This is a genomic window from Azospirillum doebereinerae (assembly GCF_003989665.1).
Lineage (GTDB): Bacteria > Pseudomonadota > Alphaproteobacteria > Azospirillales > Azospirillaceae > Azospirillum > Azospirillum doebereinerae.
In genome coordinates, this window is the sequence record NZ_RZIJ01000058.1 from 1 (window position 1) to 13,007 (window position 13,007).

At 59.8% G+C, this 13,007-nt stretch carries 12 protein-coding genes and 1 tRNA gene; 2 read left to right on the forward strand and 11 right to left on the reverse strand.

All coding sequences use genetic code 11. From position 1 onward, the window contains the following. Nucleotides 1–271: 271 nt before the first annotated feature. Nucleotides 272–348: transfer RNA gene (locus EJ913_RS30850), tRNA-Arg, on the forward strand. Nucleotides 349–687: 339 nt separating this feature from the next. Here EJ913_RS30850 and EJ913_RS30855 read toward each other — a convergent pair. Beyond that, nucleotides 688–1,500 (reverse strand): hypothetical protein, encoded by an 813-nt coding sequence (locus tag EJ913_RS30855; RefSeq protein WP_127005164.1) that lies wholly within the window; start codon nucleotides 1,498–1,500, stop codon nucleotides 688–690. A 123-nt stretch (nucleotides 1,501–1,623) separates the two neighbouring features. Beyond that, the gene (locus EJ913_RS30860; RefSeq protein WP_127005165.1) at nucleotides 1,624–2,100 is read right to left on the reverse strand and encodes a hypothetical protein; all 477 of its coding nucleotides are present in this window, start codon (nucleotides 2,098–2,100) and stop codon (nucleotides 1,624–1,626) included. Nucleotides 2,101–2,277: 177 nt separating this feature from the next. Here EJ913_RS30860 and EJ913_RS30865 point away from each other — a divergent pair, with 177 nt between their 5' ends. Further along, nucleotides 2,278–2,628 (forward strand): helix-turn-helix domain-containing protein, encoded by a 351-nt coding sequence (locus EJ913_RS30865; RefSeq protein WP_127005166.1) that lies wholly within the window; start codon nucleotides 2,278–2,280, stop codon nucleotides 2,626–2,628. Nucleotides 2,629–2,711: 83 nt separating this feature from the next. Here EJ913_RS30865 and EJ913_RS30870 read toward each other — a convergent pair whose 3' ends face one another. The 9 genes from EJ913_RS30870 to EJ913_RS30905 form a co-directional block, all read right to left on the reverse strand. Further along, nucleotides 2,712–3,290 carry a PIN domain-containing protein gene (locus tag EJ913_RS30870; RefSeq protein WP_127005167.1) on the reverse strand — a complete coding sequence of 193 codons (579 nt, stop codon included), beginning with the start codon at nucleotides 3,288–3,290 and terminating at the stop codon, nucleotides 2,712–2,714. A 16-nt stretch (nucleotides 3,291–3,306) separates the two neighbouring features. Continuing rightward, complete coding sequence (locus EJ913_RS30875; protein ID WP_244939569.1) at nucleotides 3,307–4,497, reverse strand: helix-turn-helix domain-containing protein; 1,191 nt, start codon at nucleotides 4,495–4,497, stop codon at nucleotides 3,307–3,309. Beyond that, entirely contained in the window at nucleotides 4,475–5,875 is a 1,401-nt protein-coding gene (locus tag EJ913_RS30880; RefSeq protein ID WP_127005168.1) for a 7-cyano-7-deazaguanine synthase, read from the reverse strand. The genes EJ913_RS30875 and EJ913_RS30880 overlap by 23 nt, the downstream gene beginning before the upstream one ends. 785 nt (nucleotides 5,876–6,660) lie before the next feature. Further along, a complete protein-coding gene (locus EJ913_RS30885) occupies nucleotides 6,661–6,888 on the reverse strand; it encodes a helix-turn-helix transcriptional regulator (protein WP_127005169.1) in 228 nt (75 codons plus the stop codon). Between the two features lie 56 nt (nucleotides 6,889–6,944). Further along, nucleotides 6,945–8,132: a site-specific integrase gene (locus tag EJ913_RS30890; RefSeq protein WP_127005170.1), complete on the reverse strand. Its 1,188-nt coding sequence runs from the start codon at nucleotides 8,130–8,132 to the stop codon at nucleotides 6,945–6,947. Nucleotides 8,133–8,274: 142 nt separating this feature from the next. Then, a complete protein-coding gene (locus EJ913_RS32005; protein WP_185910033.1) occupies nucleotides 8,275–8,436 on the reverse strand; it encodes a hypothetical protein in 162 nt (53 codons plus the stop codon). Nucleotides 8,437–8,487: 51 nt separating this feature from the next. Continuing rightward, a complete protein-coding gene (locus EJ913_RS30895; RefSeq protein WP_127005171.1) occupies nucleotides 8,488–9,102 on the reverse strand; it encodes a hypothetical protein in 615 nt (204 codons plus the stop codon). 66 nt (nucleotides 9,103–9,168) lie between these two features. Next, the gene (locus EJ913_RS30900; protein ID WP_127005172.1) at nucleotides 9,169–11,952 is read right to left on the reverse strand and encodes a DNA polymerase; all 2,784 of its coding nucleotides are present in this window, start codon (nucleotides 11,950–11,952) and stop codon (nucleotides 9,169–9,171) included. A 421-nt stretch (nucleotides 11,953–12,373) separates the two neighbouring features. Further along, on the reverse strand, nucleotides 12,374–12,598 hold the full coding sequence (locus EJ913_RS30905) for a hypothetical protein (protein WP_127005173.1): 225 nt from the start codon (nucleotides 12,596–12,598) through the stop codon (nucleotides 12,374–12,376). Nucleotides 12,599–13,007: the final 409 nt, after the last annotated feature.

The window sequence follows — 13,007 nt, forward strand, 5'->3', positions numbered from 1 at the left end:
CGCCCGTAGCTCAGCTGGATAGAGCATCAGACTACGAATCTGAGGGTCAGGAGTTCGAATCTCTTCGGGCGCGCCATCCTTTTCAAGCACACGCAAGACGACGACAAGGCCGCCTCCGGGCGGCCTTCGTCGTTTTCGGGGTGTTTTTCTTGGGAAGACCGGCAAAATTCTTTTGAAGAAGGGCTTGCGCAGCTCAAAAGTTTTGAGTAGGTTGCGCGCCTCGACGCCGACGGCCTACCGCCGGTGCCGGGAAGAGTGCCGTGTACAGGATGCGCCCGTAGCTCAGCTGGATAGAGCATCAGACTACGAATCTGAGGGTCAGGAGTTCGAATCTCTTCGGGCGCGCCATTCTTCCTAAAAAAGATCAGGTACTTACGAGTGGGCGGCCTTTTGGCCGCCTTTCGTCGTTTTGGGCTTCCCACCGTAACCCTTCCGTGGGTCGGATGGTGCTCTGCGGGGCGTTGAGCGGGGATTGAGGAGGCGTCTCCTAAAACCACCCGCACTCTAAGACACGCCCCTGTCCGGCTGGGACAGGGCTTCGGCATCCACCACGTCGCATCGCGCCGGCCACAGCGTCGGCTTGGGACCGGGAGCATACCGGTGTCCATTGGACGACCCCACGCCAGCGTGTGGGAGCCTCCCACGCCCGCCACCGCCCCCGTAGGCGCGATGGCGGTCAGAAGGAGCCTACGGACTAACCGATACGCTGCACGGGGCACTGGCGACCATGTAGGGGCGGTGCAGGTCGTTGGTGTAGGTCAAGCGGACAGCGATGCGCTCGATGCTGTGGATCACACCGGACACCGTGACGATCTCTCCGGGGTTGATGCGCGACCCCGACGCCATGTCCGTGTAGCAGACGACGCGGGCCTTCTCTTGGATGCCGAAGGCCGGATAGTGGATGTTCACCTCGGTGGACGACACGAGGACGGCGGCGAAGCGTTCGCCAGCCTGATTGGTTTCAACGCTGACGGCCAGCGCCTTGCCCTTCATCCGAAAGCCTGGAGCGCTGCCGTAGAGCGCCACTGCCCGAGCCTGATTGTCAGCAACGAGCTGACCCAGCTCCTTCATCGTCATCTCCGGCACCTGAGCGGCAGGAGGCGCCTCGTCCACCGCATACTCGGACGAAGGATGAACGCTATCAGGGGGCAGTTCGGCCTCTTTCTTACCCCACCGGACCTTCAGGCCCTCGTTCGCCGCGTAGGCGGTGGGAGACTTGAGAACGCCCTCCACCGCAACATCGATCTCCATCGTGGTCAGGGTATCGAGGTCGCGCATGAAATACATGGGCACCTCTTCGCTGACGTTCAGCAGCGTGACGGTGCCCTTCCCATCTGCCCGCTGCAGGCAGAACATACCAGCAGCATCAGGGCATGTGACGAGCTTGCCCTGTAACACCGTCTTCGATCCAGCCTGCGCGGGAAAGCTTCCGGCCATACCCATCATCGCGACAGCCAGCAGGCCATGGATGGTAACATTCCATAAAGCGACTCGACTCACGTCTACCTCCAAGAAGCATGATGAAGCCCGTCCCACAGCGGTGGGACGGGCGGGACCATGCGAATGACATTCGTGCCTCCGCGATCCGGCTTACGGTTCTGCCGAGGCTTGCAGGGGGTCGGTTCAGGCGCGCAGTTCGGAGGAGTTCAGCAGGCTAAGGCAGATGCCAAAGCAGTCATCGACGTGCTTGTCGCCCACGTACTTCATCGCGCTGAAGCCGATGGCGGCCGACACGGCACTGCCGACGAACGGGATGAACTTGATCACCTGTTTGGCCGTGACACGGGCGCCAACGGTCTTGAGCGCCGATAGGATGAGTTCCTTGCTCACGATCCTACCTGCCAGGGCGACACCCGCCCTCTTGATCGTGCTGTGAACAAGGCTCTGGTGCGACGGCGGCAGGGCGGCGATCTGAGCAGGCGTCAGTTCGAACCGGCGGTTTATCTCGGGGATCATCTCCAGCAGGATGGCGACGTCGGCGACCGCGTCAGCCGCCGGCACCGGTAGGGCAGAGGCACCGCCGGCAACCAGCGCCCGCTTCGTTACCATCTCCTTGCAATCGTCTCTGACGCGCTCTGCGTCTCTCCGGGTCTTGAGCATGTTCGGTCCATGTTGGGGACGGGATGAAAGAAGGGCCTGCGAGGCTGCGGTGCAGCGGCAAGCAGCCACCTGCGTATCAGCGAACAGACCCGCTTCCATATTGCGGATACAACGTTTCATACGCAATAAGGACTCATGTTGTGCCGCTCAGCCCGCATCCACAATGCGGGCTAGATCATGGACATAAAGAATCACATTGGGGCTCGGGTGAAGGCCGCGCGCCAGCGCAAGGGACTAACTCAGGAGCAGCTTGCCGAAGCGGTCGATAAGGCGGTCGAAACGATCTCCAACATCGAGCGCGGAGCCATGTTGACGGGCATCGACACGCTTCAGCGGATTGGCACTGTGCTAGTTGTGCCTATGACCTATTTCTTCGAGGGGATTGAGGATATACAGCATCTCAGCCGGGCGCGGCTTGAAGTGGAGCTACAGCTACAAGCAATTGGTAAACGTTTGCCAATGAGAGAGCTTTACCTTGCTATTTCTCTGCTTGAGGCATTAGAAAAATTTGATCGAGAAAACAATTGATATCATTCATTGAGTGATGCTGAATGTAATTATTTTTGAAACCTGATAATGAAGACGATATGTAATCAAGATTTTTACAATGATTAACGCGCAGTTCTATTCCGAACCCATCGAGGTAAGCTCGGGCAGTGGGCGGCTTGGTCACTACCAATTAGTTTCATTACCCATTCAAAAAAATGTGGCTGTACTTGCATTCGTGCCTGCTGGAGCGAATTGAGAATAGCGCAGCTTAAGCGCTCACTTCCAAGACTGTTCACGACAGCTTGGTGCGCGAATAGGTCGCCAGTGCTGCCAAGCTTAACAGTCGGAAACCTTACTTCACAGATTCGGTTAGCTTTACGCTCATCTATAATCGGTATAGCACCAGTATCAATGGCATACGCTAAAGTGGCGGCTTCACCATCATCAAGCGTTTCCGCAGCATGACCTACAACTAGGCCTTCAAATATTTCAGCCGCAGCTTCGCTCAAAGAGACAATATGTATATCCCCGTTGTCAACAAGCTGTTCAAGTAAACTTGCATGCGGCCGCCCGCGAAGACGGCCGAGCTCTAACTCTGCTTGGACTGTGTCAACGGCAATCAAGCGATTTGGTACCGCGTTCGCAATGTCACTTGCGAAGCCGGAAGCCATCAGGTTGATGGCGGCGCTCGTATCAATCACGACAGGAAGGGAGGAATCAGTCAGACAGCTTAGGGGCCCCATCGGCCTCGCCCTCTTCCAGTTCAAGGCCGTCAAAAATTTCCCGAACCTCTATACGATCAAGGTCAAGAAGACGAGCTAACTGCCCTTCGCTCATTATCCCTCGGCGGTAAGCTTCTCCCACAAGCATATTCAGCCGCAGAGTGGTTGGGCGATCAGCTTGGGCTTTATGAAGATCGTGATCCTGAAGATCACCGAGAACCTGACGCTCCTGCTCATCGGTGATGTTGCCGTTCGCGACGAACCAGTCCCAGGTTCCCGATTTAACAAGGCGGAGTTCTTCGAGTCGACGGACCATAGCTTCGCGCGAAACGTGAAAGAAATGCGCAAGCACTATAACATGACGACGCGTTAGCCGATCAGATCCCGCAGTCACCTCTTGAAATTTCTGCATCACACCCCTTACAGGGGTCATCAATGCTCGGCCGAAGGCGTTGGCGTAGCGCTCCTCGCGCGAACTCTCGGCTTCGTTCAGATGCAGGACTTCGAGCTGACGGCGGGTGGAGATGAAATGGCCACATTCATGCGCAGCGGTCTGTGCCCGCCGATCACGTGGGTGATTTGCATTCAGCATCATGCATGCCCCAAGGGCATCATCGTAGGCGAACAAACCGGAAATCCGGCTATCGAACCGGCGCACATAGACGCGTACACCCAATTCCATTTCGAGCATGGTTACTATGTCGGAGATAGGGGCTATGCCTAGGCCCAACCGCTGGCGCAGTTCCTGGGCGTCTTGCTCAGCCTGAGCGCGGACATCGCCGGGAAGGATTGGCCGCTCCGGTGGATAGTTCCGGGATCGCTTGACACCGAGAAGGTTCTCTAACTCGACCTCAGCCTTAGCCAAGTTCGACATAAGCTGCACAGCTATTGCCGCCGCATCATCAGAGCTATCGGACATCTTTCTGAATCGCGGCATCAGGTCTACATGAACCGATTCCTGCCGCAATAGCCCGTTGACCGTCGTGCGATATAGGATAGCAAGCTGCTGTAGTTCGTTCATCCGAACCCTGCGCTGCCCCTTTTCAATCGCGACCAAAGTGGTGCGAGCAACGCCTATCGACTCAGCAGCCTCAGCCTGCCTTAAGCCCGCAGCTTCACGGGCAAGCCGTAAACGCTCTCCAACCTCTGCAGGTGCGATCTGATCAAGCGGCGTGGTCATAGCCATGCACGGCCCATTCGGCCAAGAATGAGGTTGGACCCAGAGAACACATGAACTCTTTCCATTCCTTTTCGTGCTGCGCCAGAAGCCGGTCGAGATGGACACGGACAATCGCCGGAGGGAGGCCCAGCGTTTGGCTCAGTTGAAACGTGCTCAGGCTAATCAGGGCAGAATTGGCGGGTGAGTGACGGAGCGCCGCAAGATGGTCCATATGAAGGGCGCCTGCAATGGCATACTCCCGCATGGCGGGGGTTATTTTATCCCGCCTAAACTCCTGTGAAGCCCCTGCTTCTAGTGTGACCGTGTTTAGTTTCTCCCAAACATAGTTGCCTGAAGGCTCCGCTACGCCAGCAGCGTGCAGACTCATTCGACGAAGCATACAGGCTGCGCAAATACCGCACTGTCGAGAGCTTCCATTGATGCTTACTTGCCGACTTCCCTGCCAGCAGGACTTGGTATTCACCAACCGAGACGGAGCAATATCGCACTCCTCCATGTACATACGCAGTGTCTCCCCCTTGGTGTTCCAGAGTTGAGGAAACACAAAGTGGACCTTATAGCCGAGGAGCCGACGTAGGAGGGTTTCCATCTTAGCCGTGAACAATGGATGATTACGGTAGTCAGTATAAGCTTGCCCCACAGGAACAATGGTCGGTCCAAGAGCTCCTTGACCACTCTCAGGTATGAAAACAGTATCTGCCTTAGCAAGATAGGCTGCCAAGCCACTGAGCAGCGTGAACTTAAATCCACGAATGCGTGCGCTGGGTTCTGGCGTGTGTTCTCGCGTTTTCACGCTGTAAGGCACTGCCATAAAAGGCTCTTTTTTTCGGCTTTTTTTGTCAATGCCTCCTGTTCCTAATCGGACCCGCACGAGCCCATCTCCAAGCTTTTTCCCCATCAACCCGGCGACGGCGCGAGAATCCAACCCGTCACTATAGGGAATTACAGCAGAGACTGGGCGTCCTAGCTCCATAAGGATCTGAGGCGGGGGCTCTTTGTGCTTTTTGCGAGCGTAGAAGGTAATGTCCCAGCGATCCCCCGTTAAGAACCGAAGCGCATCGTGCAGTGCATCCGATACCGGCTTCGAACTCCAAAGTCCGGGTTCATGGACAGGGATGCGTAGATTGAACTCCCGACCCCAACCGTTTGATGGCCGACGCTGATTCCGATCACAGAATTCGGCAGATGCTGCGACAAGAAGGGCATCGTGAACCGTGGGGTTCCATGATACAAAGAAATAAGAGGCAATGCTATCGGCTTTAAAGGTGATGTCTTTTCCAATAATACATCCCTCAAAACCGCGCTTGGGTTTATTTCCGTCTTCAACGACATCGACGTTGAGGCGGGGGAGATCTCTTTGTAAGTAATAATCGACTGGAGACATTAGAACCGCACTCCTTCATCTAGCCCGGTTAGCCTTGGCATGTTTCGGGGTATGGGAGTCGCATCCATATTCAGCAACCGACGCGCTAGGCCGGCGTGGGAAACAGAACCGAGTGCTGATTCAACTCGGGCACGGACATTGAATGCGCGCCTAGCGCCCGCTTCACGGCAATAGTGTTCTTCCACCTGCCGGGCATGCCTTGAACCCCAGATCGATAGGGCGTTCTCCGCCGCCTGAACCGCAGCTTCTGGGCCAAAGCCCCCGCTTACAGCAACCTGAATGGCGCAATCGACAAATAGTTGGCCCAATTCGTGCCCACTCGCACGCACTGAGAGTGCGCTGATCTGATTAGATCTCTGATCATCAAATAGGCACTCTTGGTTGTCGGTAAATATTTGGCAAATGGCAGAAGTTATTTGGACAGGAACTTCGCCATACCAGTCCTGGGCCAGTGCAGTGTTTGCCGCGCTGGCGACTTCTTCCGAGGCATAAGCCCCGTTGTCAGCCAGCTTTGCGAACGTCTTCCAACCAAGCCTCATGCGAAGCGTTCTATGGGGTCCATCGCTCATGACCACCTCCAATGTCAGGTATGGTATGGAAAAAACCTGACGATGTCAAATGTCATGCTCGGCGATGGCTTTGGGGTCGTCACTCCTGGGAGAAAAATGACCCCTTATCCGTCGCGACTCGGCTTAATGCCGTCTCAGCGTTTGAGAGGTCGGGGATCGATGCAGGCGCGTGAATAATTGCGCGCCTGCATTAGAGAAAAACCCTTGCTTGGCGGGTTAACCGTCTTGAGGCGGAATTGTGTTTATGGAAATTCTTCTGTTGATGAATGTCTCGATATCTTGAGTTCGGTATCGGACATTCGATGCGCTGATGCGGACGAAGCACGGCCCTTCACCAGCGCCGCGCCAACGCTCCAGTGTCTTGGTGGTGACGTTCAGGATCTTCGCCAACTCCTTGGACGTGAGAAGCTGCATGGAGGAGATGGCGGACTCGTTCGCGGTCATCGGGGGCAAGCTCCAGAGAGGGGAAAAAAGGGAGGCGCCGCCATGGGCGCCTCCGTTCAGGGGTGATGCCGAGCCCCCTCGGCAGTCCGGCCCGCCTCGATGGCAAGCCTCATGGTGTTCGCCGCATCCAGCAGGCTTTCCTGCTGGAGGTGCGCGTAGCGGGTCGTGGTCGAGAGCTGCCGATGCCCGAGGATCTGACCGACCTCGTACAGCGACCGTCCGTGATTGACGAGGACCGACGCGAAGGTGTGGCGCAGGTCATGGAGGCGGACACCGTCGTCAAGACCGGCGGCCTTCTTGACCCGAGCCCAGGGACCGCGCAGCCCTTCCAGCGGACGCCCGTCACCCTTGCCGGGGAAGACGAACGGGTTGCCCGGCAGGCGCGTCATGCCGGCCAGGACCCGCAGGGCCTCGTTCGACAGGGGGATGTGGCGGGGGTGTCCGTTCTTGGAGAGCGGCACCGTCCATATCCGCTTGTCCAAGTCGATGTCGCTCCACCGGGCGTTCAGCGCCTCGCCGCGCCGGGCGCCGGTGAAGACGAGGAGCGCGATGCAACCGGCAGCGCTGCGATCCTCCTCCTTGTCCAGCGCCCGGAAGAGGGCCTTCAACTCCGTGACAGACAGGAACGTGGTCCGGTGCTGCTCGCGCGTCATCGGGATGTGCTGGGTCGGATTGCTGCCCTCGTAGACCTCCCACTTGCGGGCAAGGTTGAAGATGCGCCGCAGGATGGCGAGTGAGCGGTTGACGGTGGCACCCGACAGCTTGCTGGCACGCAGGCGGCTGATCAGGGCGATCACGTCGGCTTGGCCGATCTCATCGAGTGCCTTGGACCCCAGTGCCGGCACAAGCCGCAACCGGCAGGCCGACTCGACGCTTGGGTACCATTTCAGGTGGTCGAGCGCGTAGGGGAGGTAGCGATCTTTGACGAAGGCCGCGAAAGTCGGGATGGAGAGCCGGCGGGCACGCTCCGCACTGGGATCGCCGCCGAGGCTGACCTCGGCCTTGAGCTGCTCGGCACGCTTCCGCGCCTGATCAACCGTGACGTCGCCGTAACGCCCCAGCTTGATCTCTCTTTTTTCTTTCCGTTCATTGACATAACGGAAGTAGAAGGTGATGACGTTTGTGCGAACCTCCATGATAAAGCCGATGGTTCGAGTATCGAAGTAACGGACTTTCCCGCCGAGTTTCTTTGGGACCTCGGGCGGGTCCTTTGCCAATGTCCGTGTGATGAGTGCTTTGGTCATGATCGTGCCTGATCCGGGCAAAGCGGCCGGTATGACGCCCGACGACTCGCGGTCGTCGGGCACCTTGTCGGCGTTGGGAGAAGCGGTGGGTCCGATGAAGGGCGTGGAGCCGCCCTCTATCGCTGGGAGAGGATGGAGCGGTCTAGAACCGCATGTTCAGGTCGACCTTCAGGTTGATGTCGACCCTGGAGGACTCCCGTCCGTCCTTGTCGGTCGTCGAGCGTGACGTAAGCAGGCCGATCAACGGCACCAGGGCGACGGCGATGCGCATCATGTCGGTGGTGCGGGGAGCGAGAAGCAGCATGGCACGGGTCTCCTGATCAGGCCGGTATGGAGTGGTTCAGGTGATGGTTGGTCATCGCCGCCCTCCGGCGGGTAGGAGCGTGCGCCGGCCCTCCAGCCGGAGCGCTTGACCGACGTGGACCCCAGCCTCTGCAAGGCGCCCATCGCCGGGGAGACGCCGTGAAGCGTCGAGATAGAGCTGATCCAGAACGATCAGCAGCTGTTCGAGCGTTACCCCCTCCTCGGTGCCCGACGGATCGGCGCTGAGAGTCATGCCGCCGTCGCCGTATTCCACGTGCAGCCAAGCGAAGCCATGGGACGACTCCCGGTCCAGATGGAGAGCTTCTGCTTCCGCCAACCCCTCTCGCCGCTGAAGCTCCGCCTCCAAAGCTTTGCGCAGGTGGCGGAGGCATTCCCCCGCCAGGACGGACGGGCGCCGCTCGTTGTCCGCTTCGGCGATGACCAGCGCGATGCGGATCAAGGCGACCGCCGTGAAGCCTTGGTCGGCCTGACGTTCGTCAAGGCGAACCAAGATGGCGGCACCGTCTCCACCGATGTCTATCACCACGGACCACCAGGGAATGAGGGAGTCGTTGGGAAGGTCAGTCTCGCAGAAGAGAACGAACCGCCCTTTACCAGTTCTTCGTTCAACGATGATCTCGTCGTCAGAGATATCGATCATGGTCATGGCTTCCGTTGCTTTGGATGGCGCGCATCATTGGCACCGGAGGCATGAGATATTTTCAGGCGTACTCTAGCTTTCGCTCGGGATATCCGGCTGGACGGGCTCGGCCTTGATCGAAGCTGCATTCGGATCCAAGGAGGTCATCACCATCTCCAGTTCCTCTTCGGCGAACACCGCCCGCAGGTCGAGGGAGGGGAACTCCGGGAGGATGACCCGCAGCAGCGCCAAGGCGGCAGGCGACGCGGCAACGCTGTGCTCTACCAGCTTTGCAGACCGGCGCCCGGCGTTCTTCACGTCCGACTCGGTGGTGGGATAGCCAGCCTGGGTCAGCCAGGCCGCCAGCTCGCCATTGGTCCAGCCGTCGCGGGATATCCCCCAGGCGCCGCGCGCCAGGGCACGCAGGAACTGCCGCTTGAGCACCCCGGCCGATCCCTGGCGCGTGACCTGGATGCCGCCCCTCACCCGCATACGAACCAGCCCCGCCGCGCGGTAGTCGTCCCAATCCTGCCAGTCCCCCAGCGTCTTGAGGACGCGCTGCCTGCCGTCGCGCCACGCATGGAAGGCGCCCATCGTCATCAGGGCTTCCTCCACGGTCTCGTACGGAACCGAATCGGTCGCCAGCATCTCCTCCGTCTCGCCGTCGGCCAAGTGCGCCGGCATCATCCGGGCGTTGACGAGCTTGCGCTTCATGTCGGGGTCGAGGTTGATGCGGGGTTTGCGCGCCACCGTCACGAGGTCGGCGTTGCTCTCGATCTGGGCCCGCAGGGGCATGAAGTCCCTGCGGGTCTCACGGGTGCGATAGGTGCGCGTTCGGTAGAGGCCGAGCATGTAGGCGTTCGGATCCTCATCGGCCGGCGCCTTGACCGACGACTTGGCGAGGATCGGCTTCGAGTCGCCCACGATGCGCGTCGTGGCGATCCCCCGATTGCGGAAGGACACCACCTCGCTGGCCCGGCGCTTGACCTCCAGCACCTCGCGACGGATGTCGGTAACGTTGCGATCCAGCGCTGCGGCGATCCGCAGCCGGGCCGCAGCCGTTTCCCGGCTGGCGGGGCCGTCCAGCGAGATGTCGCCGAGGTCGGCGGAGGTGAGGAAGCCGTCCGTGCTGACCGAAACCACCTTATGGTCCCTGGGGATGGAGTTCAGCATCTCGGCGATCGTCGCGCGCGGCAGGCCCGTGATGTAGGCGGCGAGGATCGGGTTGGTCAGGGCGCTCGGGCTGAGCGACTTCATCGCGCCCGAGCGTGCGTCGAAGACGGTCCTCGGGCGAACGCCCTGGGCGATCTTGCCGTACAGGCTGTTGGTCAGCGTCTTGACCATCCGGCTTTCCGAAGTGTCCTGCCCGTTGCCGTCCTTCAGCTTGCGCCGCAGACGCAGCATCTCGACGACGAACGACTCGAAGGGGCGGACACTGGTATCCCACGGCACGATGGTGCCGTGGATGATCTTCACCTCGACCCCCAGGGATAGAGCCGTGGCGATCTCCGGCGCCGTTGCTATGGTCCGGCCCCGACGCGGGAAGATCAGCCCCCGCTCCGTGCGGACGCCGAATACCGGGAAGCGGATCTCCTCGGGGGTGTCGAACGTCAGTTCGGCGAAGCCCAGAGACGACGCGGTGAAGTCGGCGGGGGTAGTGGTGTCGAACGCCTTCTCGTAGTCGGGCACGCCGATGGCGCTCATCGCGGTGGGGTAGGCGGCCTGGAGATCGATGTCGCGCAGTTCCTCCGCCGCGACGGGACCGGTCATGTAGGTCTCTGTGCGGCCACCGTGGTAGGCGTCGGCGGCGACCAGCTCGACCTTCTTACGGGCATAGATCAGCTCGCGCTGCCCCCTGGTCGAGTAGCGCTTGTCGGCTTCGGAGAACCGCCGCTGCTTGACCATGACCGTGCCGAAGGCGGCGTGGATGTCCACCCCTTCCGCCTTGATCGTTCTCTGAGCAAGCTGGACCGCGCAGGCCCCGAGCGTGGGCGGCGTGCGGGGCAGGCTGAGGGTGTCGCGGCAGAAGCCGTGGAACCACTGGAAGTAGCGCGCAGCCACTTCAGCATCGCGCAGGGCGTAGGCGTCGAACTCGGCGCGGCGTTCCGTCTTGAACCGCGCCATGTCCTCATAGCTGTACCCCTCGGGCAGATGCAGCTTCTCGAACCCGAGCTGACGGCCGAGTGCCTCCAAGGACTGGCCGCCGGCTTCGGCCAGCAGGAACGTGTCGCGGACAGTGACCTTGATCTCGTGCGGATTGTTCGAGCGGTCCCACGCCTTGATGTTACGGGCGCCCTTGGGGATCGTCGGCAGCAGTTCCATGGGCTCGCCGCTCTTCACGTCAAGCTCCAAGGGGGTGGTGGTCGTGGCGAGGACGCCCTTCACCGCGTCGAGCTTGCGCTTGACGATCGCGAAGTCCCGGAGCGCAGCGAGGTCCCCACGGCCGTAGTGGACAGCCAGGGTGACGGCGTCCGGCCAACCGGGGATCACACCGTCCTTGATACCGCGTATCACGGCCTTGCCGATCAAGCGCCCCAAGGTGATGCGGTGCTTGGCCTCACCCCCCATGATGTCGATCAGACCGGCGGCGGACCGGTTACCGCAACGGATATGGAAAGCGTAGATCAGGACGATGTTCTGCGGGCCACCCTTGGGGTGGGGTGCCCACTCCGTATCGAAGCCGATGATGACCGGCTCCTTCCAGTCTTCGGCCGGCGACGGCAGCGTGGTGTAGTTCGGATCGCTTATTACCCCAGCCGCAGAGTTGCACGGGCCGTTAAATCCATGGGCGGACTGCGTTTCTGCGCTGCTAAGGGGGACGAAGGGTGCATCCTGCCCGTTGAGCGTCATGGAGGTAGGCGAGGTGAAAGAGGTCATGGAAGTGCCTCGGAATCAGGGGGGACGAAAACCGCCGGCCTTTTCAACCGGCGACCATTTCCGATTGCGATGGATCAGAAGCCGTTGGCAGCGCCGCCCCCCTTTGGAGACAGCCGAAATCGGCCATATCGGATCGCAACGTTAGGCGCTGGACTGGCCCGCCCAGCGCCGCCGCTCCCCCGAGCGGCTCTATCTACCCTCGGGCGTACGAGGGTGTGTTTGCCGAGACGCTATCGTCTTCAAGGCAGGAGGTAAGGGGCTTCAGGTGAACCCCGTCTGAATCGCGATCTATCGGGCCTTGCTGCCGTATCTTCCCACTCTCAAGGGGAATGTGATTGGCGCGCCTTTTAACCGCAATGTCAGGCACTAGGCGGACCAGCCCGGTGCCGCTGCTCCTCCAAGCAGCTCAAAGAAACTCGTATCAAGCAGTCTTCTTGGCAGGCATCGGTGCGCCGTTCTCGATCATATCCATCTGATCATTCAGGAGCTTCATTTCTTCCTCAGGCGTATCCGTATAGATAGTCAGCAGAAAGTTGTTGTTGATGTCCTTGATGTAAACCTTTCCGGCATTGTGGTTGATGCTGGCAATAGACGAGTAGAGAACACGATCCCCTTTTGAAGACTTAACCCATGCGTTGCGCGCCATGTGTTCCTCACGTGTGGAGTTGAAGGTGGAGAAGATTGTAAGATCAAATGATATTGCGGAGAGGGCGTCCCGCTCCGGTGAAATTAAATAGAATGAGATTATAGGGGGGTCAAGGCTCTTTAAGGGGGAAATAGAGGTTTTCCAGCAGAAGACCTTAGGGCCCTTGCTCCCCTTGGACTTCGCGTCAGGTCCTTGTCCGTCCACGAGGTGCGTTGTTGGCCGGCGGGAAGCTTCGCTCTTCTTCCTTGCTCCCCTTGGACTTCGCGTCAGGTCCTTGTCCGTCCACGAGGTGCATTGTTGGCCGGCGGGAAGCTTCGCTCTTCTTCCTTGCCCCCCTTGGACTTCGCGTCAGGTCCTTGTCCGTCCACGAGGTGCGTTGTTGGCCGGCGGGAAGCTTCGCTCTTCTTCC